Origin of the sequence: Parahoeflea olei (genome assembly GCF_001703635.1) — a bacterium.
Taxonomy (GTDB): Bacteria; Pseudomonadota; Alphaproteobacteria; order Rhizobiales; family Rhizobiaceae; genus Hoeflea; species Hoeflea olei.
Genome location: NZ_LQZT01000012.1, coordinates 154,266 through 177,621, shown reverse-complemented (window position 1 = coordinate 177,621; position 23,356 = coordinate 154,266). Strand labels below are relative to the sequence as shown.

25 protein-coding genes and 1 tRNA gene are annotated in these 23,356 nt (G+C 64.6%); 13 read left to right on the top strand and 13 right to left on the bottom strand.

The window, feature by feature from the left end:
* Nucleotides 1–148: 148 nt before the first annotated feature.
* The 3 genes from AWJ14_RS09420 to AWJ14_RS09410 all read left to right on the top strand — a co-directional run bounded on the left by AWJ14_RS09420 (nt 149) and on the right by AWJ14_RS09410 (nt 2,688).
* Entirely contained in the window at nt 149–1,267 is a 1,119-nt protein-coding gene (locus AWJ14_RS09420) for a porin (RefSeq protein WP_066177843.1), read from the top strand.
* Between the two features lie 141 nt (nt 1,268–1,408).
* Nucleotides 1,409–2,467, top strand: coding sequence for a tyrosine-type recombinase/integrase (locus AWJ14_RS21885; RefSeq protein ID WP_245304190.1), 1,059 nt, complete (start codon nt 1,409–1,411; stop codon nt 2,465–2,467).
* A 130-nt stretch (nt 2,468–2,597) separates the two neighbouring features.
* Nucleotides 2,598–2,688 (top strand) — tRNA-Ser (locus tag AWJ14_RS09410).
* A 104-nt stretch (nt 2,689–2,792) separates the two neighbouring features.
* On the opposite strand, the gene AWJ14_RS22175 is transcribed toward AWJ14_RS09410, so the two are convergent.
* Both AWJ14_RS22175 and AWJ14_RS09405 read right to left on the bottom strand, forming a co-directional pair.
* Nucleotides 2,793–2,969, bottom strand: coding sequence for a hypothetical protein (locus tag AWJ14_RS22175; protein WP_245304189.1), 177 nt, complete (start codon nt 2,967–2,969; stop codon nt 2,793–2,795).
* Nucleotides 2,970–3,023: 54 nt separating this feature from the next.
* On the bottom strand, nt 3,024–3,899 hold the full coding sequence (locus tag AWJ14_RS09405; RefSeq protein ID WP_066177839.1) for a LysR family transcriptional regulator: 876 nt from the start codon (nt 3,897–3,899) through the stop codon (nt 3,024–3,026).
* Between the two features lie 105 nt (nt 3,900–4,004).
* Here AWJ14_RS09405 and AWJ14_RS09400 point away from each other — a divergent pair, with 105 nt between their 5' ends.
* Complete coding sequence (locus AWJ14_RS09400) at nt 4,005–4,349, top strand: hypothetical protein (protein ID WP_066177838.1); 345 nt, start codon at nt 4,005–4,007, stop codon at nt 4,347–4,349.
* The gene (locus AWJ14_RS09395; RefSeq protein WP_066177837.1) at nt 4,346–5,542 is read left to right on the top strand and encodes an MFS transporter; all 1,197 of its coding nucleotides are present in this window, start codon (nt 4,346–4,348) and stop codon (nt 5,540–5,542) included. The genes AWJ14_RS09400 and AWJ14_RS09395 overlap by 4 nt, the downstream gene beginning before the upstream one ends.
* A 144-nt stretch (nt 5,543–5,686) precedes the next feature.
* On the opposite strand, the gene AWJ14_RS22395 is transcribed toward AWJ14_RS09395, so the two are convergent.
* The gene (locus tag AWJ14_RS22395) at nt 5,687–5,863 is read right to left on the bottom strand and encodes a hypothetical protein (RefSeq protein WP_171904851.1); all 177 of its coding nucleotides are present in this window, start codon (nt 5,861–5,863) and stop codon (nt 5,687–5,689) included.
* Between the two features lie 95 nt (nt 5,864–5,958).
* Here AWJ14_RS22395 and AWJ14_RS09390 point away from each other — a divergent pair, with 95 nt between their 5' ends.
* Together AWJ14_RS09390 and AWJ14_RS09385 are read left to right on the top strand one after the other, a co-directional pair.
* Nucleotides 5,959–6,264, top strand: coding sequence for an antibiotic biosynthesis monooxygenase family protein (locus tag AWJ14_RS09390; RefSeq protein ID WP_066177835.1), 306 nt, complete (start codon nt 5,959–5,961; stop codon nt 6,262–6,264).
* A 7-nt stretch (nt 6,265–6,271) separates the two neighbouring features.
* Nucleotides 6,272–6,964, top strand: coding sequence for a helix-turn-helix transcriptional regulator (locus tag AWJ14_RS09385; RefSeq protein ID WP_066177833.1), 693 nt, complete (start codon nt 6,272–6,274; stop codon nt 6,962–6,964).
* 45 nt (nt 6,965–7,009) lie between these two features.
* Here the strand turns inward: AWJ14_RS09385 and AWJ14_RS09380 are convergent, their stop codons facing one another.
* A complete protein-coding gene (locus tag AWJ14_RS09380) occupies nt 7,010–7,450 on the bottom strand; it encodes a carboxymuconolactone decarboxylase family protein (protein ID WP_066177829.1) in 441 nt (146 codons plus the stop codon).
* 94 nt (nt 7,451–7,544) lie between these two features.
* On the opposite strand from AWJ14_RS09380, the gene AWJ14_RS09375 reads away from it, so the two are divergent.
* Entirely contained in the window at nt 7,545–8,039 is a 495-nt protein-coding gene (locus AWJ14_RS09375) for an Rrf2 family transcriptional regulator (protein ID WP_066177827.1), read from the top strand.
* A 138-nt stretch (nt 8,040–8,177) separates the two neighbouring features.
* Here the strand turns inward: AWJ14_RS09375 and AWJ14_RS09370 are convergent, their stop codons facing one another.
* The 9 genes from AWJ14_RS09370 to AWJ14_RS09330 form a co-directional block, all read right to left on the bottom strand.
* Entirely contained in the window at nt 8,178–9,746 is a 1,569-nt protein-coding gene (locus AWJ14_RS09370; RefSeq protein ID WP_139112588.1) for an FG-GAP repeat protein, read from the bottom strand.
* 81 nt (nt 9,747–9,827) lie between these two features.
* Entirely contained in the window at nt 9,828–10,553 is a 726-nt protein-coding gene (locus AWJ14_RS09365; protein ID WP_066177824.1) for an SDR family oxidoreductase, read from the bottom strand.
* Nucleotides 10,550–11,347 (bottom strand): cyclase family protein, encoded by a 798-nt coding sequence (locus AWJ14_RS09360; RefSeq protein ID WP_066177822.1) that lies wholly within the window; start codon nt 11,345–11,347, stop codon nt 10,550–10,552. The genes AWJ14_RS09365 and AWJ14_RS09360 overlap by 4 nt, the downstream gene beginning before the upstream one ends.
* On the bottom strand, nt 11,344–12,591 hold the full coding sequence (locus AWJ14_RS09355) for an SDR family NAD(P)-dependent oxidoreductase (protein WP_066177820.1): 1,248 nt from the start codon (nt 12,589–12,591) through the stop codon (nt 11,344–11,346). The genes AWJ14_RS09360 and AWJ14_RS09355 overlap by 4 nt, the downstream gene beginning before the upstream one ends.
* Nucleotides 12,588–13,757, bottom strand: a complete 1,170-nt coding sequence (locus tag AWJ14_RS09350; RefSeq protein ID WP_066177819.1) for a thiolase family protein — start codon at nt 13,755–13,757, stop codon at nt 12,588–12,590. The genes AWJ14_RS09355 and AWJ14_RS09350 overlap by 4 nt, the downstream gene beginning before the upstream one ends.
* Nucleotides 13,754–15,397, bottom strand: coding sequence for an AMP-binding protein (locus tag AWJ14_RS09345; protein ID WP_066177818.1), 1,644 nt, complete (start codon nt 15,395–15,397; stop codon nt 13,754–13,756). The genes AWJ14_RS09350 and AWJ14_RS09345 overlap by 4 nt, the downstream gene beginning before the upstream one ends.
* On the bottom strand, nt 15,394–15,873 hold the full coding sequence (locus AWJ14_RS09340) for an aromatic-ring-hydroxylating dioxygenase subunit beta (RefSeq protein WP_066177815.1): 480 nt from the start codon (nt 15,871–15,873) through the stop codon (nt 15,394–15,396). The genes AWJ14_RS09345 and AWJ14_RS09340 overlap by 4 nt, the downstream gene beginning before the upstream one ends.
* Nucleotides 15,870–17,213 carry an aromatic ring-hydroxylating dioxygenase subunit alpha gene (locus tag AWJ14_RS09335; RefSeq protein WP_066177814.1) on the bottom strand — a complete coding sequence of 448 codons (1,344 nt, stop codon included), beginning with the start codon at nt 17,211–17,213 and terminating at the stop codon, nt 15,870–15,872. Before AWJ14_RS09335 ends, AWJ14_RS09340 begins: the two co-directional genes overlap by 4 nt.
* A gap of 10 nt (nt 17,214–17,223) precedes the next feature.
* Nucleotides 17,224–18,183: a PDR/VanB family oxidoreductase gene (locus AWJ14_RS09330; RefSeq protein ID WP_245304185.1), complete on the bottom strand. Its 960-nt coding sequence runs from the start codon at nt 18,181–18,183 to the stop codon at nt 17,224–17,226.
* Between the two features lie 164 nt (nt 18,184–18,347).
* On the opposite strand from AWJ14_RS09330, the gene AWJ14_RS09325 reads away from it, so the two are divergent.
* From AWJ14_RS09325 to AWJ14_RS09305, 5 genes are all read left to right on the top strand, one after another.
* A complete protein-coding gene (locus AWJ14_RS09325) occupies nt 18,348–18,878 on the top strand; it encodes a MarR family winged helix-turn-helix transcriptional regulator (RefSeq protein WP_083220152.1) in 531 nt (176 codons plus the stop codon).
* Nucleotides 18,879–18,966: 88 nt separating this feature from the next.
* The gene (locus tag AWJ14_RS09320) at nt 18,967–19,989 is read left to right on the top strand and encodes a TRAP transporter substrate-binding protein (RefSeq protein WP_066177812.1); all 1,023 of its coding nucleotides are present in this window, start codon (nt 18,967–18,969) and stop codon (nt 19,987–19,989) included.
* 178 nt (nt 19,990–20,167) lie between these two features.
* Nucleotides 20,168–20,674 (top strand): TRAP transporter small permease, encoded by a 507-nt coding sequence (locus AWJ14_RS09315; RefSeq protein ID WP_066177810.1) that lies wholly within the window; start codon nt 20,168–20,170, stop codon nt 20,672–20,674.
* Nucleotides 20,667–21,980: a TRAP transporter large permease gene (locus tag AWJ14_RS09310; protein WP_083220151.1), complete on the top strand. Its 1,314-nt coding sequence runs from the start codon at nt 20,667–20,669 to the stop codon at nt 21,978–21,980. The genes AWJ14_RS09315 and AWJ14_RS09310 overlap by 8 nt, the downstream gene beginning before the upstream one ends.
* A gap of 138 nt (nt 21,981–22,118) precedes the next feature.
* Nucleotides 22,119–23,321, top strand: coding sequence for an aromatic ring-hydroxylating oxygenase subunit alpha (locus AWJ14_RS09305; protein ID WP_066177808.1), 1,203 nt, complete (start codon nt 22,119–22,121; stop codon nt 23,319–23,321).
* Nucleotides 23,322–23,356 lie beyond the last annotated feature (35 nt).

Genomic DNA, 23,356 nt, shown 5'->3' with positions numbered 1-23,356 from the left:
CGGCGTTGCACCCGCCGCCCCGGCGAGTATGTTCACTCTCGAAGTCACGGCGAATTTCGCCTGTCTTCTTCCATTGTGGGGATGGGACAGGAATAACTGTCCTTCAGCGACAACCCAGACCATCTAACTTTTGACTGGAGGTCAGAACATGAACATCAAGAGCCTTCTCCTCGGCTCCGCAGCAGCTCTGGTTGCTGTCTCCGGCGCTCGCGCTGCCGACGCCATCATCGCCGCCGAGCCCGAGCCCGTTGAATACGTCCGCGTTTGCGACGCCTTCGGCACCGGCTACTTCTACATCCCGGGCACCGAAACCTGCCTGCGCATCCACGGCTACCTGCGTTACGACGTCGGCGCCGGCGAACTGTTCGCAGTGACCTCGGCCACCGGCGACGACACCTACTTCAAGCGCGCCCGCTTCTCGTTCCGCACCTCGACCGCTTCGGAAACCGAACTCGGCACCCTGCGGACCTACACCGAGCTGCGCTTCCAGTGGGACACCAACGACACCGTCACCGGCTACACCAATGACAACGAGTTCTCCGTGAACTTCGCCTGGGTGCAGCTCGGCGGCCTGCGCGTTGGTAAGGACGAGTCGCTCTTCACCACCTTCACCGGCTACGCTGGCAACGTCATCAACGACGACATCGCAGGCGGCGAAGGCCCGTACGACACCAACCTGATCAGCTACACCTACACCGGCGGCGCTTTCCGCGCAGCAATCGCCCTGGAACAGGGTGATGACGACTCTTCGGTCGCTGGCGTTCGCGGCGGCTGGGGCATCGACGACTACATGCCGCATGTTGTTGTCGGTCTCGGCTACAATGCCGGCATGGTTGACCTGTCGGCTGTTGTCGGCTTCGACACCCGCGACGACATCGTCGGCGCAACCTACGACGTCGGCGGCTGGGCTGCCAAGGTCCGTGCAGACATCACCCTCAGCGAGCAGGCTTCGGTCTGGATCATGGGTATGTACGGCGAAGCTTCGTCGGCATACGCCACCTGGATCCCCTACGGCGCCGACGACTCGTGGTCGGTCATGGCCGGCGGTTCCTACAAGGCAACCGACAAGCTGACCTTCAACACCCAGGTTCAGTGGATCGAAGCAACCTCCGCTGCTGTCGACGACCGTCTGTCGGTTGTTGGCAACCTGAACTACGAAGTCGTTCCCGGCCTCGTGGTCACCCCGGAAGTTGTCTACTACGACGACGGCACTCCCGGCTCGGACGGCGAATTCGGCTTCTACGGTCGCGTTCAGCGCTCGTTCTAATCAAACCTCGGTTTGATCTGAATAGACCCGGCAGCTCAGGCTGCCGGGTTCTTGTCTAGCAAAACGATATTTCTGCATTTGTGTGCTCTAGGGGGGAGTTGCATGACAGAGTAATGTAATTTTATTTTGGCGGAAATGAAATTGGAACACGTCAAAGTGGACTCCCAATCCGTCGCCCTAAGCACAATGACTGATGACGCTATTTCCGCCCCGCGTTTGGCTCATCTATGGGAACAGCATTCCGGTGCACTTTGGGAGAATGGCTCCCATAAAGACAATTGCCGCGCCTTTATTCATGAAATAGACGAATTCATGGTTATGCATAAATATGCAACCTATGATGATGTCCTGATCGACCGCCTGATAGATCACTTCCGCAGCATCGGAAACAGAAACTCGACGATCAATCGCAAGCTTTCTGCACTTTACCGCTTGTTGAAAAAGGCTGAGAGGAGCGGACAGATAGTTAGGCTACCGTCCTACATAAGATTAAGGGAACGCAACTCGCGCGTGCGGTTTTTGACTGCCGACGAGGAAGAAATGATGTTTTCTTCCATCGGCGCCCAGAACGCGCATCACGAGCTTCTGTGCCGTTTCCTGGTCGATACCGGCGCCCGCATCGGCGAGGCCTTGGCGCTCAAATGGGGCGACATCCACAACAACACCGCGACCTTCTGGATCACCAAATCGGGCAAGAGCCGCTCCGTTCCACTGACCGATCGCGCCGCCCTGGCGGTCGAATTGGCCCGCGCCTTTGGCGGCAACGGACCTTTTTCCACAATTGCGTATCCGAATTTCAAATATAATTGGAACCGCGCGCGGGCGGAAAACCGCTTCTCCGACGACCCGCACATGGTGCCGCACATCCTGCGCCACACCTGCGCCTCGCGGCTGGTTCAGGCCGGCATCGACTTGCGGCGCGTGCAGACCTTCCTGGGCCACCAGACCATCCAGATGACGCTGCGCTACGCCCACCTTGCCACCAACGATCTCGAGCAGTGCGCCGTGGCGCTCAACGCCGCCAACCTGCTGGCCGCCGCCCGGAAAAAGGCCGCCGCGGCACAGGCGCCTGCCGCCCAGCCCAGACCGGCAAAGGCGACACGGACCGCCTCCAAGACGGCGGCGATGCACAAGCCCACGCACGGCAAACGCGGCGGATCCAACCGCCCGGGTCCTGAACAACCTTCGGCGCAAGCCTGAACGCCGCCGCCTGTTCAACCCCGCAGATCGGCCTGTTTCTCCACAGCCTTGGCCGCAGCGACGCCCGCAAAAAATTCCTGCTGCAAATCAGGTTGATTAGATCATCCCGCTGGGGTAACAGACGAGCAACGGAGAGGTGGCCGAGTGGTCGAAGGCGCTCCCCTGCTAAGGGAGTATACCTCAAAAGGGTATCGAGGGTTCGAATCCCTTCCTCTCCGCCACCCCCTCAATGTCCGACCCTGAGAGATGGTTTACACTCTTTCCCTCCGGAATGAGCTGTCAGCCATGTCCCGATAAGCTCACACCGTTTGCCGCCGAAAATAACCTATGTGCTGCCGATCGACAGGTTGGGCTCGGTCGAAATCGACAGAGCGTTGCGGCAGCCCTTGATCGCTTCGGTAACCCCCTCTTCCGGCGCGCCGTCCAAATAGACATCGGCAGTGTCGAACAGGTCGCGGCCCGCTTCCAGGCAAATTTCCAAGAGGTGGAGTATCTCGGCCACATCGTCCCCCCCGATTGCTGACTTGCAAGGCAACGGACGAGGGTTCCGGGACGCTCAATCGAACCGGATTGCTTGGGCCATGAAGTCGATGAAGGCACGAGCGCGCGGCGAGAGCTGGCGGGCGGTGGGCCATACCAGCGCCATCTCGGTCCCGCCTGTCATATGATCGGACAGGATCTGCCGCAGCTCGCCGGCGGCGATCGCCGGGTCGACAGCAAAGGGCGGCAGGCAGGCGATCCCTTTGTCTGCCCGGACGAGATGCAGGAGCGGTTCGATTGCGCTGGCGCTAATCGCCACGGGCAGATCGGGAACGTCCGGCTGCAGCGGCCACGCGTGGAGCGTCTGACTGCCAACGAAGCGTTGCCTGAGGCACGAATGCCCGGCAAGGTCGGCGGGAGACGACGGGGTGCCGTTGCGCTCGAGGTAATCGGGTGACGCGACCAGCTTGAGCCGGAAACTGCCGAGCTTGCGGCGCATCAGGCGACTGTCGCCGGGCGTCCCGCTCCTCAGTGCGACGTCGATCCGCTCTTCGATCAGATCGACCAGCCGGTCGCTGAAATCCAGATCGAGTTCGATATTCGGATAGGCGGTCCAGAAGGCCTCGATCGCCGGCATCAGCAACATCCCAACAAGCGGCATGCTGACGCGGAGACGCCCCTTCGCATCGGCGGAAGTCCGAGCGAGATCGCTCCGCGCACCGTCAACTTCTTCAAAGATTCGGCGCGCGCGATCGAGCAATAGGCGGCCTTCTTCGGTCAGCGACATCCGCCTCGTGTCGCGCTGGAACAGGCGAACGCCCAGATCCTCCTCCAGCCGTCCGACGGCCTTGCCGATTGCGGAAGACGAGAGGCCAAGCCGCTGCCCGGCGGCGCTGAAACTGCCACTTTCCGCCGCCTGAACGAAGGCCGCAAGGGTTCCGAGATTCTCCATCGCCTCTCTATACAAGAATAATATTCCGAAGTCATCGGAATTGCAGCCTCATTATCTCAACCGAGCTTCGCAGATACAAGATCGCTTCAACACAGGAGCATCCAAATGACGAGCCAACCGTCCTTCGCGACCATGCCCGAGAAAACCGTCTTCATCGTCAACGTGATGCATTGTCACGAGGGCAAACAGGCCCAAACGCTTGCGGCGATCGATGCCGTGGTCCGTTACGTCGCACAGGCCAAACCTGGGTTTCGCTGGAGTACGCTGGCGCGCAGCACTGATGGCGACACGGTCGGGAACATCGAAGCGATCTCGGGTGTGGACGATGTCGAGGCCTTCTTCGCCGATTCTGAGTTCCGGCGTTTGTGGGAGAGGGTCGGCAAAGTCAGTCGCCACGAGTTCCATACCTATGCCGCCGATGCGGTCATCCTCCCCGGAGCGGACCGATGAGCGCCTCACGCCCCATGGGCGAGGCCGTCCCTGCACCGGATCGCTTGCCCCTCGCGGGACTTCTGGTGCTGGCGACCGGCTGTTTCGTGACGATCCTCACCGAGGCGCTGCCGGCCGGACTGCTGCCCGAGATGGCCCGGACCTTCGGCGTCAGCGAGTCCTTGGCGGGCCAGGCGATCACGCTCTACGCCGTCGGCTCCATGCTCGCGGCCATCCCCATCACGATGGCCACGCGCAGTTGGCGCCGCAGGCCGCTGCTGCTCGTTGCGATCGCGGGCTTCCTGATCGCGAACGCGGTGACCGCGTCCGTCGACAGTTTCATCATCATGATGGTGGCGCGGCTGGTCGCCGGGATGTCGGCCGGACTGTTATGGGCGCTGGTGGCCGGTTATGCGATTCGCATCGCGCCATCGCATCTGGGCGGCCGGGCGATGGCAATCGCGATGGCAGGTACCCCGATAGCACTTTCGCTCGGCATCCCGGCCGGTGCCTGGCTGGGCCTCCAGACGGTCTGGCAGATCCCGTTCTTCGCCATGAGCGCGATCGCTGCGCTCCTGCTGGTTCTCGTTTCCTGGCTGCTGCCGGATTTCGCTGGCGAGCCAGATGGCGAACAGGAGCGCTTTGGCCATGTTTTGATACGGCCGGGCATTCCGGCGACGCTTGGCGTCGTGCTGCTCTTCGTGCTCGCGCACAATGCGCTCTACACCTATATCGCACCGCTTCTGGCGAGCAAAAGCGCAAGTTTCAGCGTCGACGCCTACCTGCTGGTGTTCGGCATCGCGGCGCTGGCAAGTATCGCGCTGGTGGGCGTGTGGATTGACCGGCATTTGCGGCTTCTGTCTCTGGTCAGCATCGCGCTGTTTGCGCTCGCCGCCGCGCTCTTCTGGCCAGATACCGCTGCGAGCCTGCCTGCTTACATGGCGGCGGCAATCTGGGGGCTGGGATTCGGGGGAACTGCCACCTTGTTCCAGACAGCCTCGGCACGCGCCGCCGGACCTGCGGCGGATCTCGCCCAGGCCATGCTTGTCACCGTCTGGAACGCGGCGATCGCCGGCGGCGCAATGCTCGGCGGCTATCTGCTGGACGCGATCGGCCCTCGGAGCTTCTCGCCGATCCTGCTCGCCGTCCTTCTTGTCGCGTTCCTGGTCATCGTGACGAGCCGTGGCTATGGCAAAGCCCCGGAGGTTGCCTGATCGAACGACAGCGGAAGGTTCGAACCTGGAAATGGAACGGTCGATGTATGGACGCCTGATGGAATTGCACATCAGACTGAAACTGTTCGCTCGTCCGAGACAAGCGTTACATCGTCTTGCACCCAGAGGACAGCAGCATCGATTTCACGCACTGGCGCCGTGAATCCGGTGAGGCTCCGGCGCCATTTCCGGACAGGCCCGGCAGCGCCATTCAAAGCCTTCCCACACCTCCTCGGCCGTGCCGGAACTGGCTTGCAGGCACTGGTCCGGCTCGGCCAGCTTGCGGCAGTTCGGGCAACTGCCTGGCAATGGCTCGCGCATGGGTCCTCCGGGCCCGCCATCCCAACTGACAGGTTATGGCAGTTGGGATGGCGTAGGGGTGGCGGATCGTTTAGAAAGACAAACAGGAGTATCCCATGTCCAAGAACGTCATCGAAACCGTCACCTTCACGCTCAACGACGGTGTGAGCCGCGAAGACTTTGTTGCCGCCGCCATGGCGATGAGTGCCTGGGTCAAGGAGCGGCCGGGCTTCCTTGCGCGGCGTCTGTCCTGCACCGAAGACGGCACCTGGATCGAACATGTTCAGTGGGCAGACATGAACGCCGCAAAAGCCGCCGCCGCCGAAATCGGCAAGGCGCCCGGCAATGCCGGCTTCCTTGCCGCGATCAACGGACCGACTGTCCAGCTCATGCATTCCGAGCTGGAAGTCGCCATCGGCTGACACCCCCTTGCGGCGCAGCGAGCGACTGGCGGAAATCGTGGAGATCGTCCGGGACGGGCGGCTCCACCTCGCCCGTGACATCGCCGCCGCACTTCAGGTCTCTGTTCGCACCGTCTATAGGGACATCGACACGCTGGTTGCCTCCGGTGTCCCGATAGAGGGCGAGCGTGGCGTGGGCTATCTGCTGCGCGAACCGATCTTTCTGCCGCCCATGGGGCTGTCGCTGACCGAGCTTGAGGCGCTCACGCTCGGGATGGCGATCGTCAAGGAGGCCGCGGATCCGGAACTGCAAGCCGCCGCCGCTTCTGTGCTAGCCAAGCTGGGCGAGCATGCGTCGAACCGCCGCCAGGCGCCCAAGTCCTGGGGATTTGGCGTCTATGCGTTCGAGCGCGCACAGGAGGGGTTCAAACACATGCCGCTGATCCGGCGCGCGATCCGGGACCGGCTCAAGCTCCGCATCACCTATCGTGCCCTCAACGAGAGGGAGAGCACGCGCGTGATCCGCCCGCTGCAAACCGAATACTGGGGCCGCGTCTGGACTTGCTCGGCCTGGTGCGAGTTGCGCAACCGCTTCCGGGCGTTCCGCATCGACCGGATTGAGCGTTGCGAAACGATCGGAACGAGCTTCCAGCCTGAAATCGGCAAGACGCTGCAGGACTACCTGGAACAGGTCGCTGAGCAGATGCAGCGCGACCGTTGATAGGGCTCAAGGCGGGCACCCGGGGTGCGATGGTCCCACGGCATGCTAGACGGGGTGCTGCATCCTGGAGCTCACGGCAATCCGGTTCCAGATATTGATCGTGCCGATCGCGATCGTCAGCGCGGCGATTTCGCTGTCCGAAAACTCCGACCGAACCACATCATAGGCCGCGTCGGGAATGCCCGTCTCGGCCGCCAACGTCACGCTTTCCGTCCAGTCGAGCACCGCCCGGTCGCGCGCATCGAACAGCGGCGATTCGCGCCAGACCGCGACCAGATGCAGGGTCCGGGCGTCGATGCCGTCGGCGAGCGCCTCCTTCACATGCAGATCGACGCAATAGGCGCAGCCGTTGATCTGCGAGGCGCGGAGCTTGAGGAGATGCAGCAGGCGGGCATCGAGCCCCGCGTTGGTCACGGCTGCATCCAGGGCCGCCACCGCCCGGTAGAGATCGGGGGCGAGTTTGGCGATGTTCAATCTGGCTGTCATGGTCTTTTCCGCTGGAGCTGGTTGGATTGGAATCATAGATAAGATATATCGATGATAGACCAAAGCAAGCCCGGGCGGAGAAAGGCAGGCGCGGATGCGCAGGATGAGCGACGGAGTGGAGGCGGCGCTGCACAGCGCACTGGTGCTGGCGGGACTTCCCAGGGGCAAGGTTCTTGCCGGCAAGAGCCTTGCCGAACTGCACGGCGTGTCAGGCTCCTACCTTCTCAAGCACCTGCGGGCGCTGGCGGCGGCCTCCCTGATCGAGGCGGTGCCAGGTCCGCGGGGTGGCTACAGGCTCGCGCGCGCGCCGGAGCGGATCACCCTGCTCGATCTCGTAGAGGCGATTGACGGCCCCGAACCGGCCTTCGTCTGTCGCGAGATCCGGCGGCGGGGTCCCGGAAAGGCCAAGGATCCCTGCGTCTACAAGACCGATTGCTTCATCAAGACCCGCATGCTCGCCGCCGAACAGGCCTGGCGTAGCGCCTTGCGAGGCCAGACGCTGCAGGATCTCGTCACGGACGGCGAACGGTTGATCGACGAGCACAACAAGGCCGCGGTCGCCCGCTTCGTAGCCGCGGAACAGCGCTAACAGCAAAGCACTGCCGCCCGGTTCCAGCGCCATCTCCCATGGACGGTCCGGCCCGTGTTCGGGAGCGTGCGCTCGCTCCGTCCTGCGGTCAATTCGCCTCTGACGGCCCGTCCCCTCGGAGCGGCCGCCCCGTTTCCGTCAACGGGAACTTGAGGCGGCCGGTTGGCTCTCCGCGATTGCCTTGCCGGAGAGCAGATATACTGCCCCGGCATTGATGCCGGCATACACATCATTGTCCGCGGATACGGCGATGTCATCATAGCCGTCGCCGTCAAAGTCGGTCGCATCCCAATGGTGGAACGGCGGCGCAAGCTGGCTCATCATCGGTCCTGCAACCTTGATCACGCGGCTGTCTTCGATCGTGATGTCCATGCCCTGCGAAATGTCGGCGCCCCTGAGCAGGTACATCGCCCCAGCCTCATTCATGTGACGGTGCCCGGAACATGTCAGGTCCGGCTTGCCGTCATTGTCGAAGTCGCCCGCCACCGGCGAAAGAGTGGTGCAGATCCCGTCATAATTGGAATAGGCCGCCGATCCGCGCATCTTGGCGATGGTCAGGCTGTCGATCGGGACCTCGCCCGTGGCAGCGGCAAGCGACCGACCGGAAATCAGCCGCACATGCCCGGTGGACGGAGCCGAACGGTTGCCCTGGTCGGTCTGCGAAATCCAAAAATCCGGCTCGCCATCCCCGTCGAAATCGCCGGCCGCACCCGGCATTGCCCAGGAGCCGGTCAAGCCCGTGATGCAAGGGCCCGGCGCAACGACGCCAGCGCCATAGCGGTAGATTTGCAGCCCGCATGCGCGGCGAACCAGGATCAGGTCTCCGTTTCGCGCGGGCGCGGAGGTCAAGGCATGACCGGCATTCACGGCCACGTCATGGATCTCGATCGGCGTCGCGAGGTCCCGAAGTCCTTTGGCAGGATCATACCCGGCAACCGACAGGCGGCCAGCCAATAACCGCACGATCCGGACGCCCTCCTCCGTGTCGATGAACACATGTTCGGCAGCCCTACCGCGGACCGCAAGAGGGGTGGTGAAGCCGGTGGTCGACAGATAGATCAAGCCGCCAAGCGTGAAATCGCCCATTCCGTCAGCGTCGATGTCCTTCGAGTTCCAGGACAGTGGAGCGTGATGCCCGGAGCGGTTGAAATCCTCGTAGCCGAAAGCCGCGACATGCGCCGACAACGTGGCCAGTTCCGTAACCGTTTGCGGCGAGGTGCCGATCGCACCGGCGATGTCGGCCGGGGAGATCAGGGCATCGTAGCCGGCGCCGTGAAAGGCGGCATTGCTGCCCATATAGGTCATTGCGTAAAAGGACGGCTGCCCGCCAGACGGCAGCGGCAGAAATCGCGCCCCAAAGAATGTCCATTCCAGGCCATAGGCCCCACGGGTTTCCTCAGCCGGCGCGAGCGTGGCGAGCCTGACGTCTTCCGTCTTGATGAACCCGCCGATCTGCCCAGCATAGATATCGTTGATCCCCGGTGTCGCCTGACCATACTGAATGTAGCGCAGCGTCGCGGCGTAGTGGCCGAAGAAAGTCTTGTACCATGGGCCGGTGGTGGCCGATGCAAGCCCGATGGCGGCAACGCAGAAACACAAGACGGGAAGGACGAGGCGTTTCACAGGCATTCCTCTTTCGGGTCGGTCTGCCCCTGCACCTAGCACGGCTGGCACGCAACCGGAACAGGCACCCGCGACGACCATCATCCTGCGCGGCCACGGGCACCGTGGTCCCAGGGTGGCCGCGGCCCTCCCCTCGGCGGCAGCGGGTCCACCGGCACCGGCCCCTTACAGCGACAGCATGCCGATACTCGCGCCGCCGCAGACATAGAGCGTCTGGCCGGTGACGAAACTGCTCGCCGGATCGCAGAAGAACAGGAAGGCGTTGCTGACATCCTCGACCGAACCGAGCCGGCCCACCGGAATGCGCCTGGCGAGATCGGCCTCGCGCTCGCTGCCCTTGGGCACGATGCCCCAGAAATTGTCGGTCTGGATCGGTCCCGGTGCCACCACATTGACGGTGATCCCGTGCGGCGCGAGTTCGAGCGCCCAGGTCCGCGCCATGCCGATCATCCCCGCCTTGGTGGCCGAATAGGCGGTGCGCGTGGGCACGCCCAGCGCCGCACGCGAGCCGTTGAACATCACCCGGCCGAAGCGCCTCATCTTCATCGCCGGCAGGAAGGCCTGCACCAGCGTGAGCGCTGAGCCGAGATGCAGTTGCGCGAGCCCGGTGATGTCCTCCGCGCTCGCTTCCTCCACCAGATTGGGCCAGATCAGCCCGGCATTGTGGATGAAATGCGTGACCTGATGATCGGATGCGATCTGCCGCGCTGCGGCGGCGACCGCCCCGGCATCGAGCAGATCGCATTCGACGGTCTCAAGCTGGGATGGCGCGCTTTCGGGCGCGGTGCGCGACAGGTTGATCACCCGGTAGCCGCGCGCGACCAGCTTCGCAGCGAGATCGGCGCCGATGCCCTTGCTCGCGCCGGTGATGACGGCGGTAAACTCGCTCATGGGTGTTCTCCTCGAAGCTTGCCGCCCGGCACCAGCGCCAGCACCCGGAGCGGGCTGCCGGTGCCGCCCCTGATCTTGAGCGGCGGGGCGATCAGCATCGCGCCGGTGGGCGGCAGCCGGTCGAGATTGCTCAGACACTGCAAGCCGTATTTGCCAGCGCCATGCAGCAGGTAATGCGCCGGATAGGGCGGGATGTAATGCGCGCCCTGCCCCGCGTCGGTGCCGACCGTCTCGGTGCCGAAGCCACGGATGTCGCGCGCAAGCAGAAGCTCGATCGCCGCCGGCGTCGGCCCCGGCGAATGCGGGCCGTCCTCGGCCATGTTGAGATAATCGGCGCCGCGGCGCTTCGACCAGTCGGTGCGCATCAGCACCCAGGCGCCGGCGGGAATGCGGCCATGGGCGGCCTCCCACGCTTCGATAAGCGCGGGTGTGAGTTCGAAATCGTCGTTCCCGGCAGCTCCCTCCGAACAGTCGATCACCACCACCGGACCGACGAACACCGACGGATCGATCTCGTCGATGGCGCCATTGGCGACGTCGCGGCCTGAGATCCAGTGGATCGGCGCATCGAAATGGGTGCCGGTGTGCTCGTTCATCGAGATGTTGTGCCACTTCCAGGCCGGACCCCGCCCGTCATAGGCCGAAACTTCCTCCATCCGGAACCGCGCGCACTGGCCGAATTCCGGCGGCAGCACGATCACCGGAAAATCCGGATCGAGCGTGTGGGTGAGATCGACCACCTCGACCGCACCGGTCCCCAGCGCCTGCGCCAGATCCTCAAGCACCCCGCTCATGCCCCGCCTCCCTGGAGTTCGCGTTCGAGCACCTTCGGGTCACGCCGCCAGCGCTCCTCGAGGTCCTTCGCCACATCGCCGCAAAACGCGTCTTCCAGCCCCTCGCAAAGCGCCTCGACCACGCAACTCGCGAGCGCCTTCGGGGCCACTTTCGGCGGCGGCAGCGGCTGGTGCCATTCGTCATCGGTGGGGCCGCTGAAGACATTGATCATCCTGAGGCCCGAGGCGCGGAATTCGGCCCGCAGCGTCTGGCTGATCGACAGCGCCGCAGCCTGGCTCGCCGAAAACGCGCCATAGTGCGGATCGGCGGACAGGGCATGGACCGACAGGATATTGACGAAGGCCACGGCGGAATTGACGCCGTCGGCGGTGCGGCCGGCCATGGCCGGGCCGAAGGCCTGCGCGAGCCGCATCAGCCCGAGCGCATTGGTCTCGAATTCCTCGCGCGCGAACACGGTGTCGGCGCCGAGCACGCCGCCGGGACGGACATGCCGCGCGGTGTTGATCAGAATGTCGGTCTTGCCGCCGATCTCGGCCGCAAGCTTTTTCAGCGACGTGGCATCGGTGACATCGAGCGGCAGCACCGACACCTTGTCAAGGCCGGCGATGGACGCATGGTCCGAGCCGCGCCGCCAGCTTTCGGCTTCGCCCACGAAGACATGCGCCGCCCCGGCCTTGAGCAGTGCCTCGATCAGCGGCCGGGTCACCGGCGCGCGAAGATCGGTGATCAGCACCCGCCGGTGCTTCGGATGCGCGGTCAATGTGCGCAAGACATCGTCATCGGCCATGTCGGGGGTCCTTTGCTGCGGCAGGGCGATCATCACCCCCTGCCCGGCCTTGTCGAGTTTCAAGTCCATCCGCACCCGGTCGCCGCGGCCGACTTCGCCGTGCAGATGCGCAAGCACCGTGGGCCCGGCCGCAAGCCGCACCAGCCCCGCGCGCCAGGGCAGCCGTTCGCGATAGTAGGAATCGGGCGAGGCATGGATCCGGGTTTCGGCGATGATCTGGCCGTCCCGCGCGGTCGCGCGCCAGAGGAGATCGACCGACAGGCACGCCGCGCAGGCGTCGCGCGGCGGGTACTGCACCGTGCCGCATTCGGCGCAGTGCTGGAGTTCAAACGCCCCGCGCGCCGCTGCCGCGGTGAGCCCGAGCGCTGCGCGCGAGCGCGCCTGCGGCGGCAGCGTCGGCACGCGTTGCCTCAGTTGCGGGTTCTTCTTTCTGGGGGGCGCGAGCTTGCCGGTCATCGGTCCGCTCCCGTGAGGATCGCCGCGCCCGAGCACAGGCCGCGGTCGTAATTGATCATGCCGAAGCCGGAGACGAGCGCGGTGCCGGCCTCCGCCACCTGGGTGCCGCCCGCCTGGCCGGTCACCTGCCGGATCGCCTCCACCAACCCGAGATAGCCACCCGCAGCGCCCGCCTGCCCGGCCGAGAGCTGACCGCCCGAGGTGTTGTGCGGAAAATCGCCGGAGATCGTCAGGTCATGCTCGCGCACGAAACGCGCGCCCTCTCCCTTGGCGCAGAAGCCCAGATCCTCGAACTGCATCATCGAGATCACCGGATAGTCGTCATAGGTCTCGACCACGTCGATCGCCTCCGGCCCGAAGCCCGCCATCGCATAGAGCTCGTCCACATCCATGGCCCAGCCGCCGCGGAGCTGCACCGGATCCTCCGGAAAGGCATTGTGGCGCTCGATGGTGGCGGCGATCCGCGCAAAGGGAAGTCCGCGCCGGGCGGCTTCCTCCTCGCGCATCACCAGAAAGCCCTCCGCGCCCGCGCACGGCATCACGCAATCATAAAGCCCGAACGGCTCGGCGATGGGGCGGGCAGTGAGATAGTCCTCAAGCGTCAGCGGCTTCTTCATGATCGCGTTCGGATACTGAAGCGCATTGGCGCGCTGGGCCACGGCGATACGGCCGAAATCCGCGCGCGTGGCGCCATATTCGGCCATGTAGGCGTCGGCGATCAGGGCGAAACTCGCATTCGGCCCGCCAGAGCCATAAGGATAGGACGCATCCATCGCGAAACGCGAGAACGAGGACAGGAGCTGGCGGAAACTGTCGATCCGGTTGGCGTCGCCGGCAATGCAGGCGACCATGTCGGCGTCGCCCGCCTGCACCGCACGTGCGGCACGCCTCAGCGCCACCACACCACTCGCCCCGCCCATGGGGATCGTGTCGAGCCATCGCGGGCTCAGGCCCAGATGCTGGGTGAGCCCCACCGGCGTGTCGGGAAACAGCGTGAAGCTCGACACCGACAGCCCGTCGAGATCGCGCGGGGCAAGGCCTGCGGTTTCGAGCACTTGACGGAGCGCGCGGGCGATCCACCAATGCGCGGTTTCCTGGCTGTAGCGCAGATAGGGCACCGACACCGGCGCCGTGACCACCACGCCGCTGTAGTCCTGCCGCCTCACGCCGCCGTCCGCTTCTTCATCGCGCGCGTATCCACCGTTGCAGGCTCCCCGACCAGGCTGTCGGCGAGCGCCTTGAGCACCCGCCGCTGGATCTTCTGCGTCGATGTCAGCGGCAGGGCCTCGACAAAGGCAACATAGCCCGGCGCCTTGTAATAGGCGAGCTGGGTCAGGCACCAGCCGACGATCTCGGTGGCAAGTGCTGCGCCCGGCTCGCCCTCGACCGTGAGGCAGGCGAACACCTCGTCGCCGCGCACCGGATCGGCGACCGCGGCCACGCCCGCCGCCTTGACCGCCGGATGCCGCATCAGCGCCGATTCCACCTCGACGGCGGCGATGTTCTCGCCCGAGCGGCGGATCACGTTCTTCTTGCGGTCGACGAAGAACATCGAGCCGTCGGCTTCGCGGCGGACGATGTCGCCGGTGTGGAACCAGCCGCCGGCCCAGGCCTCCGCAGTCGCCTCCTCGTTCTTGAAATAGCCCGCGAAGAAACCGTGGCGCGGGTCCGCTCCCTCGCGGCGCACCAGGAGTTCGCCGGGACCGGTCAGACTGACGTTCCCGCCGTCATCGACGATTTGAACATCCAGGCCGGGACCGGGCCGGCCGAGACAGCTTTCGCCGACCCGGCGCGGCAGTTGATTGGCGCAGATCACCGCCCCCGCCCCGGTTTCGGTCATGGCCCAGGCCTCGACCAGCGGGAAGCCGAACCGCGCCTCAAACGCGGCATGCAGCTTGGGATCGACGCCCGCGCCGAAGCCGAAGCGAACGGAATGCGCCCGATCCGAAGGGCTCTCAGGCGCCCCCATCAGCATCGACGGCATCACGCCGAGATAATGCAGGCAGGTTGCGCCGCTTTGCGCCACACTCTGCCACCAGCTTGAGGGATGGAACCGGTCGAGCACGGTCAGGCAGCCGCCGACGGCGACCATCGCCATGAAGGAATAGGCCATCGCGTTCATGTGGAAGATCGGCAGCGGCGTGATCATCCGCTCGCCATCCTCGCCGAGCGCGCAGAGACCGCCGGCGGTCGCGTACCAGCGCCCGGCTTCCAGGAAATAGCTGTTGGTGAGAATGCAGCCCTTCGGGTTTCCCGTCGTGCCGGAGGTGTAGAGAAGCGCTGCCTCCATCGCCGCGCCGTCGAGCGGGTTTCCGTCCGCATCGCGCCGGAGCGCCACCGGACCGGCGGTGCCGGGCGCGGGCAGCGCATCACCGGGTGCGATCACCGGAGCATCGAGACCCGCCTCCTTGGCGGCGGCCGCCAGGTCCGCACAGCGGTTCGGGATCGCCACGATCAGCGACGGCTCGGCATGGCCCGCCATGTAGCTCAGTTCCGCGTGCCTGAGATCCGGATTGACCGGCACCACGGCCGCGCCGATGCGGTTCAAGGCCAGCAGCCAGAGGAAGAATTCCGGCCGGTTTTCAAGAAGCAGCATCACCCGGAAGCCCGGTCCGTAGCCCGCCTGCTGCAGGGCGGCGGCGAGTTCGGTCACGCGGTCGTGCGCGGCGCGGTAGCCGGTCTCCCCCGCATCGATGCCGTAGATGGCGGCGGTTTCGGGGAGCACGTTGAACAACGCCCGCTCCGGATAGCGGCCGGCGGTGTCCGAAAAGGCCTGCCAGATCGTCTGGGCTCCGGGTGCGATCATGGCAGCAGCTGGATGTTGCGGAAGGCCGCGTCGCAATTCAAGATGTCGACGCGCTTGTTGGCGATCCGCAAGGCCCCGTCCACCAGCGCCAGCTCGTGGCGCGCGGTGAGCGCGAGCAGCTGCTGCTCGTCGAGCCGGGTCTCGACGTAGTGCATGAAGGTGGTTGCGACACAGGTGCCTGCCGTCTCGTCGATCTCGTCCACGAAGGGACGCTGGATCACGTGGTGGCAGCGGCTCTTCGGCTTCTGCGAGAAGGTCCGGGCGCCGTTCAGCCGCTCGATCCGGAGCTTGAGCATGAACAAGTCCTCATACATCAGCGAGGTCACCGTGTGCGGATCACTCTGCTTGTAATCGAGCGGCATCCAGTAATGCCCGTCCTTCAGCCACAGCGCCAGCCACTCGTCGTAGCGGCCCTCGTCGAGCATCCGCACTTCGTCATAGATGAAGTCGATCACCTGGTCCTTGGAGATGCTCATTCCGCGGCCTCCCGCACGCCGTCCATGTCCATGGTCATGAACCTGACCCAGGCGTCGAACTGGTTGCGCATCTGCCGCTCGGTGGTGCCGTTCTCGACCGCCTCCTCGGTGAAGTCCTCGCCTTCCTCGTAAAGCCGCTGGATGTTGACCCATTCCAGGCCATCAGCATGCAGCCCCTCCTGGGCGCGCTCGTACATTTCCAGATCGTCATGACCGACGATCGAGGTCGGGGCGTTGATCATGCGGTTGTACATCGCGGTGCGCGCGGTCAGTTCGTCCGGGCCGTCGACAAGCCGGTAGATATAGCTTTCGACGATGGTCCGGTCGGCGGCGAGCGGGATGAACACACGCAGCTGCTGGATCGGGCCCTTGATCATGATGTTGGGGAAATAGACCGTGTTGTGCCGGTTCTCGCCGAGGATCGCCTTCGCCTTCTCCTCACCATAGCTTGCCACCATCTTGTCCATGTAGCCCGGGATTTCGGAATAATTGGAATGGATCGAATGGTGCACGCCGGTGTGGCCGTGGCCGTTGGGCCAGGTGCGGATCCCCATCTTCTCGAAGAACTCGTAGGGCGAGGTGAAGGGCGCGATGATTTCCATCGCCGGCGGCAGCGGCGTGCCCTCGGGCATGTCGAGCTCTTCCCAGAGCTTCACCGCCGTGCCGGCCGAGCTTTCATGCGCCACCATCGGGTGGCAGGTGTCGGTCTGGTTCTCGACCAACATTTTCCAGTTGCAGTGATGCAGATACCTGAGCGGCGGTCCGGCCACTTCGAGCCGCCCGGCGGGCGAACGGTCGACCATGTTGTCGATCGAGGACAGCGAGCCGCCGAAGAACTCCTCGAACGAGATCCCCTCCTCCGCGAGACGGCAGAAGATGAAGCCGCGATAGTTCCTGACCGCACCCACCGCGCGCATGCCCTTGCCGCTGTCGGAGTTTTCGAAGCCGGTGTTCTCGTAGCCCTTCTTGAGCGGGATCGCGAGCAGGCAGCCGTCGGTCTTGAACGACCAGGCATGATAGGGGCAGCGGAAGAACTTGCCGGTGTTGCCGGAGCGGTCGATGACGATCTTGGTGCCCTTGTGCGGACAGCGGTTATAGAGAACATGCACCTCGCCGTCGCTGTGGCGCACCTGGATCACCGGCTGGTCGCCGACCTGGGTCGCGAAGTAATCGCCCTTGTTCGGGGTCTGGCTCTCGTGGCCGACGAACACCCAGGCATTGGCGAACAGGTGGCGCATTTCCAGCCGGTAGATTTCCGGATCGATATAGACGTCGCGATGCACCTCGTAGCCGCGGTGAAGCGCCCTGATCGCATCCGGATTTCCCGTGTAGTGTCCCATGCCTTCCTCCCTATAGATCGAGCACCAGGCGGGCGGATTTCGCCCGGCTCACGCAGATCTGCATGAGCTTGCCTTCGGCCTTCTCGCTGTCGCTCAACACCACGTCGCGGTGGTCGGGAACGCCCGCGATCACCTCGGTCTGGCAGATGCCGCAATCGCCGCGCCGGCAGTCGTAGACCAAGTCCACGCCGCCCTCCTCGAGCACGTCGATGATCGATTTCGCCGGCGGCACCACGAACACCTGCCCGGTCGACTTGATCTCGACCTCGAAGGCCGTGTCGCCAGCCTGGACCGCGGCTGCGCTGAACAGTTCGACATGCACCCGTTCCGAAGCCACTCCGGCCACTTCGGCCTGGGCCTTGACCGCCTCGATCAGTCCTTTCGGGCCGCATACATAGATATGCCAATCCGCTTCCAGGCCCGCCAGCAGCGCCGCGATGTCGAGGGCGGTCTCCGGCTGGTCGTCGAAATGCAGCGTCGCGTTCTCGCCGAAGCACCGCTCGACCTCCTCGCGATAGGCCATCGCCGCCCCGGTCCGCGCAGCATAGTGCAACCGGAACGGCGTTCCGGCCTGCCGAAGTGCCGAAGCCATCGAGATCAGGGGCGTGACGCCGATGCCGCCGGCGATCAGAAGCGCGGGCTTGCCGGGCACGAGCGCAAAATCATTGTGCGGCGGCAGCGCTGAAACCTCTGCACCGACGCCGAGCCCGTGCATGTGCCTGGATCCGCCCGTCCCCTCCTTTTCGAGGAGCACTGCGAAGCGGTAGCGCTGCGCACCGTCCGTTTGCGGTTCGCCGTCAAAATCGATCAGCGAATAGCAACGCTCCCCCTCGGGAAGCAGAAAGCGGACATGGGCGCCCGGGGCAAATCCCGCGAGCTTGGCGGCATCGGCCGCCACGAACACGAGTTCGCGCGCGGCGCCGGTCAGCATGCGCACGGACTCCAGCTTCAACGTGACTGGCTTGACCAAGACAATTTCCTCCCTGGCCAGAAACATGAATTTTCATATATTCCGTGTCAAGAGCTTTTTATTGATGATGCGCCCCCGGAATGCGATGTAAGCTGCCCGCCAACCTGCCTGCCTGCCCGGAAAGGTGCGGCAGCAGTGATGAGCAAGGCGACGCGGAAGACCGGATGAGCACGAAAGACGACGACCAACAGGCGCTTTTTGTCCCCAATTACCTGCTCTACCTGCTGGCCGCGGCCAGCGAGGCGGCGAGCGCGCGGTTTCACGCCCATGTGCGCACCCATGGCCTGCGCGTGCCCGAATGGCGGGTGCTTGCCTGCCTGACCGACTGGGACGGATCGATGGTGACCGAGCTCGCGCGCTACGCCATGATCGAGCAGTCGCGGCTTACCAAGATCATCATCCAGATGGACAAGCGTGGTCTCGTCAGCCGCCGCTCCGACCCCGAGGACGGCCGCCGCGTGCGCGTGTTCCTGACCGACGAGGGCCGCACCATGGCCGAGCGCCTGGTGGCCGACGCCAAAGCCAATGAGCGCGACCTGCTCAACGCCTTCAGGGACAATACCGGCAAGGAAATCAAGCAGACGCTGCGCACCATGATCGAACGCCTGGAGGCGGAGGCGGTCGCCCGCCCCGCCCCCGAGGAACCGAGCCGGACTGGAGCCGGAAAGGCCAGGTCAAAAAAAACGGAAACATGACATTGCATGTTTTTATATGATAATGCATGTTTCTCGGATCGTGGCTGACACATGGGAACGGTTGGCCACACTTACCGGGAGGAAGTGCATGACCAAGATTCGGACTCTGATTGCGAGCACGGTGATGGCCGTCGGCTTTACCGCCTCCGCCCTCGCCGCCGACATCAACCTGACCATTTCCAGCTGGCTGCCGCCCGCACATCCGATCAATGTCGACATGCTGGAGGGGCTGATCGACATGATGGAACAGGCGACGGACGGCAAGGTCAGCGGCGAGATCAAGCTGGGCCTGGCGCCGCCGCCGGCGCAGATGGACCTGATCCTCGACGGCGCCGCCGACATCACCATCCTCTTCAACGGCTATCAGCCGGGGCGCTTCATCGCCACCAAGCTGATCGAACTTCCGGGCTACCAGGGCAGCGCCGAGGCCGCCTCCGTCGCCTATTGGCGCGCGCACGAACAATTCCTGGCCAAGGCCGACGAGTTCAAGGGCACCAAGGTGATCGCGCTCACCACCCACGGCCCCGGCCAGATCCACTCCAACAAGCCGGTCAAGACGCTTGCCGACCTCAATGGCCTCAAGACCCGTCTCGGCGGCGGCGTTTCCGCCGATGTCGGCGCCGAACTCGGTCTGGTCGGCATCCAGGTGCCCGCCCCCAAGGTCTACGAAACCCTGTCGTCGGGCGCCGCCGACGCGGTGGCGATGAACATGGGCGAACGCCTGAGCTTCAAGCTCAACGAAGTCGCCAAGAATGTCTATGAAATGCCGGGCGGCTTCTACCGCGGCGCCTTTGCCGTGCTGATGAGCCAGGAAAAGTTCGACTCCCTGCCTGATGACGTCAAGACGGCGCTTGAAGAGAAGGTGTTCGGCGAGCCGGCATCGAAGATGATGGGCATTGCCTGGGACAAGAGCGACGACGACGCGCGCGCCGCGACCCTTGCCGCAGGTGACAACACCATCGTCACCGCCAGCGAGGAAGACCAGGCCAAGTTCGCCGAAATGGCCGAGCGCGTCCGCGCCAAGGTTCTGGCCGAGATTTCCGACCTCGGCATCGATGCGCAGGCCGCCCATGACATGGTGGCCGAAACAATGGCCTCCTACGGCAAGTAGGAGCCCTCGCGGAGGGGGCGAGCGTTGCGGCGCGCCCTCCGCCGATCCTGCCGGTGCCGCGCCGCCCGTTGCGCGCGCGGCCCGCGACAGGCAAACTACCCACGACAGGCTGAGTGCGTGAGGCCTGACCCCGCCGGTCTCCACGCCGCTCCGGCCGGTTATGCCCTGGGAGCCGTTCATGAAATCCATTGCCAGACTGCTGCACCGGCTGTCGGAGCTACCGATGCTGCTGGCCGCGGCGACCCTGTTCGTGCTGATGGTCCTGACCTTCGCGGACGTGATCATGCGTTCGACCTTTTCCGCGCCGATAGAGGCGGCGACCGAACTGACCCGCATCGCCATGGCGGTGATCGTGTTCTCCGCGCTGCCGGTGATCTCCGGAAGGGCCGAGCACATCGTCGTCGACCTGCTCGATCCGCTGTTCCACCGCGCCGGTGTCGAACGGGTGCTCGACGGGCTGATCACGCTCGCCTGCGGCGTGCTGCTGGTCTGGCCGGCGCTGCGCTGCTTCGATCTTGCCGACCGCGCCCGCAGCTATGGCGACCTCACGGAATATCTGGCGATCCCGGTGCATTACATCACCTGGTTCATCGCCTTCATGACCCTGATCACCGCCGCGGCCATGGCGCTGCGCGGTGTGGTCACCCTGTTCAAGCCCGACCTGCTCGGAGGCGCCCGTGATTGAATCCCTGATCGGCTTTGCCGCAGTGCTGATCCTGGTGCTGTTGCGCATGCCCATCGCCTTTGCCATGGGCGTGGTCGGCATGGTCGGCATGACCTATGAAACCGGCTTCCGGGCGGCGATCTCGCTGGTCTCGCGGCTGATCATCGACACCAGCCAGGACTACGGCCTGTCGGTGGTGCCGCTGTTCATCCTGATGGGCCTGTTCGTCAACAAGGGTGGCATCAGCCGCGAACTCTACCAGGTCTCGAACGCCTTCCTGGGCCATTTCCGCGGCGGCCTGGCGATGGCCACCATCGCCGCCTGCGGCGGTTTCGCCGCCATCTGCGGCTCCTCGCTCGCCACCGCCGCCACCATGTCCAAGGTGGTGATGCCGGAAATGCGCAAACTCGGCTATTCGGACGAACTCTCCTCGGCCTCGATCGCCGCCGGCGGCACGCTCGGCATCCTCATTCCGCCCTCGGTGATCCTGGTGATCTACGGGCTCTTGACCGAAACCTCGATCGGCAAGCTGTTCATCGCCGGCATCATTCCCGGGATTCTCGGCATCCTGTTCTATCTCGTCGCGGTGCAGATCTCGGTCTATCGCAATCCCGACGCCGGCCCCGCCGGGCGCCGCTTCAGCTTTTCCGAGAAGATGGCCGCGCTCAGGGGCGTCTGGTCGGTTCTGCTGCTGTTCTTCCTGGTGATCGGCGGGCTCTACGGCGCACTCGATTTCTGGCCGATCCACTTGACCTTCTCGCCCACCGAAGCCGCGGGCATGGGCGCCATGGGTGCCTTCCTGATCGCGCTGTTTCGCGGCAGCCTCACGGTGCGCGAAACGCTGACCGTACTCAAGGAGACGGCGGGCACCACCGCGCAGCTGTTCAGCGTTCTGATCGGCGCCTGGATCTTTTCGAACTTCGTCAATTATGCCGGCCTGCCCGAAAGCCTGAAAGAGATGATCGTCAGCGCCGAGCTTTCGCCCTGGCTGGTGATCACCGTCATCATCCTGATCTATGTCGCGCTCGGCTGCGTGTTCGAAAGCCTGTCCATGCTGCTTCTGACGGTGCCGATCTTCTTCCCGATCGTCACCGGGCTCGGCTTCGATGCGGTCTGGTTCGGCATCGTCGTCGTGGTCGTGACCGAGATCAGCCTGATCACCCCGCCGGTCGGCCTGAACGTGTTCATCCTGAGAAGCGTGGTCGGCGACATTTCCGTCGCCACCATCTTCAAGGGCGTGACGCCGTTCTGGATGATGGACATCGTCCGCCTGCTGATCCTGGTGCTGTTTCCCTGGCTGGTGCTGGTGCTGCCCTCGCAGATGTGACCCGGGCGCCAGGCCCGCTGTCCCAGCCCCGATTTGAGCCTCCTTCCAGGCCCGCGCAGGCCAATGCCCGGGCCTGCGGCTTGACGCGGTCGCGGCTTCGCCTTACTTTCTGAGTATTCACTCAGAAAAAGGTGAGCCATGAACAGCCCCGTCTTCCATCGCGATATTTCCACCCCGGAAAACTGGGATCGCTGCGGCCTGCCCGGCTGGACCTATCACAGCGATGCCTTCCTCGAACTCGAGAAGCAGGAGCTGTTCCGCAAGCACTGGCAGATCGCCTGCCATGTCTCCGACGTGCCCGATCCCGGCACCTATCTCGCCGTCGATATCTGCGGCGAGCGCGCGCTGATCCTGCGCGGCGCCGATGGCGTAGTGCGCGCCTTCCACAACATGTGCCGCCACCGCGGCGCGCGCGTGGTGGCAGAGGAGAAGGGATCGTGCAAGGGCGCGCTGGTCTGCCCATTCCATGGCTGGGTCTACAATCTCGACGGCACCCTGCGCGGGGCCGCGCGGCCGAAATCCTTCCCCGAGCTCGACAAGGAGGAATTCGGATTGCAGAAGCTCGAGGCCGAGATCTGGAACGGCTTCGCCTTTGTCCGCTTCGAGAAGGGACCGCAGCCGTCGGTCGCCGACCTCTTCAGCCCCTTCGCCGACGAGATCGCGCATTTCGACATCGAGACCATGGTTCCCGCCGGCGAGATCTGGACCATGGTCTCCAAGGTCAACTGGAAATCGGTGCGCGACGTCGACAACGAGGGCTATCACGTGGCGCTGGCCCATCCCGCGCTGCAGGATCTCTATGGCCGCTCCTACTACGACGAACCCTTCGTCGGCGGTGTTGCCCGCTCCCATGCCGAGTGCAACGAGAACGGCCGGCGCTGGAGCGTGCGCAACTATCTCAAGGTGATGCAGCCGCGCCCGGGCATGCCGGAACATCTGGCGCGCGCCTGGGTCTATTACGGCCTGTTCCCCAATGCCGTGATCGCCGCCACACCGGAACTCGTGCAGTTCTACCAGGAATTCCCGCTCTCGACCGGCGAGACACTGCTGCGTGGCGCAATCTACCGCTACCGCGAGGAGACCCGCGAACAGACCGCCGCCCGCAAGCTCGCCATGCGCATCGACTACGAGACCATGGGCGAGGACGTGCGGCTCACCGAATGGTCGAACGAGGCGATGAATTCGAAGGCCTTCCAGGGCTTCTATCTCTCCGACCTCGAATACGGCGTGCGCACCCACCACGATCATCTGCGCGCGGTGCTGCCGGTCGCCAATCTCGAAGACCGCCCGCACGAGGACGATGTCGCAAGGCTGAACGCGGAGATGGCTGCGACTGGCTAACTCCGAAGCGTTCGCAACGAAAAAGACGCCCCGCG

Coding starts and splice junctions, on each gene's coding strand:
- AWJ14_RS09360 (WP_066177822.1), bottom strand. CDS start 11,347: ATGAGCGGGGTGCTTGAGGATCTGGCGCAGGCGCTGGGGACCGGTGCG.
- AWJ14_RS09325 (WP_083220152.1), top strand. CDS start 18,348: ATGAGCACGAAAGACGACGACCAACAGGCGCTTTTTGTCCCCAATTAC.
- AWJ14_RS09340 (WP_066177815.1), bottom strand. CDS start 15,873: ATGAGCATCTCCAAGGACCAGGTGATCGACTTCATCTATGACGAAGTG.
- AWJ14_RS09420 (WP_066177843.1), top strand. CDS start 149: ATGAACATCAAGAGCCTTCTCCTCGGCTCCGCAGCAGCTCTGGTTGCT.
- AWJ14_RS09335 (WP_066177814.1), bottom strand. CDS start 17,213: ATGGGACACTACACGGGAAATCCGGATGCGATCAGGGCGCTTCACCGC.
- AWJ14_RS09355 (WP_066177820.1), bottom strand. CDS start 12,591: ATGACCGGCAAGCTCGCGCCCCCCAGAAAGAAGAACCCGCAACTGAGG.
- AWJ14_RS09345 (WP_066177818.1), bottom strand. CDS start 15,397: ATGATCGCACCCGGAGCCCAGACGATCTGGCAGGCCTTTTCGGACACC.
- AWJ14_RS09305 (WP_066177808.1), top strand. CDS start 22,119: ATGAACAGCCCCGTCTTCCATCGCGATATTTCCACCCCGGAAAACTGG.
- AWJ14_RS09315 (WP_066177810.1), top strand. CDS start 20,168: ATGAAATCCATTGCCAGACTGCTGCACCGGCTGTCGGAGCTACCGATG.
- AWJ14_RS09390 (WP_066177835.1), top strand. CDS start 5,959: ATGTCCAAGAACGTCATCGAAACCGTCACCTTCACGCTCAACGACGGT.
- AWJ14_RS09320 (WP_066177812.1), top strand. CDS start 18,967: ATGACCAAGATTCGGACTCTGATTGCGAGCACGGTGATGGCCGTCGGC.
- AWJ14_RS09405 (WP_066177839.1), bottom strand. CDS start 3,899: ATGGAGAATCTCGGAACCCTTGCGGCCTTCGTTCAGGCGGCGGAAAGT.
- AWJ14_RS09400 (WP_066177838.1), top strand. CDS start 4,005: ATGACGAGCCAACCGTCCTTCGCGACCATGCCCGAGAAAACCGTCTTC.
- AWJ14_RS22395 (WP_171904851.1), bottom strand. CDS start 5,863: ATGCGCGAGCCATTGCCAGGCAGTTGCCCGAACTGCCGCAAGCTGGCC.
- AWJ14_RS09370 (WP_139112588.1), bottom strand. CDS start 9,746: ATGATGGTCGTCGCGGGTGCCTGTTCCGGTTGCGTGCCAGCCGTGCTA.
- AWJ14_RS09380 (WP_066177829.1), bottom strand. CDS start 7,450: ATGACAGCCAGATTGAACATCGCCAAACTCGCCCCCGATCTCTACCGG.
- AWJ14_RS09375 (WP_066177827.1), top strand. CDS start 7,545: ATGCGCAGGATGAGCGACGGAGTGGAGGCGGCGCTGCACAGCGCACTG.
- AWJ14_RS09365 (WP_066177824.1), bottom strand. CDS start 10,553: ATGAGCGAGTTTACCGCCGTCATCACCGGCGCGAGCAAGGGCATCGGC.
- AWJ14_RS09395 (WP_066177837.1), top strand. CDS start 4,346: ATGAGCGCCTCACGCCCCATGGGCGAGGCCGTCCCTGCACCGGATCGC.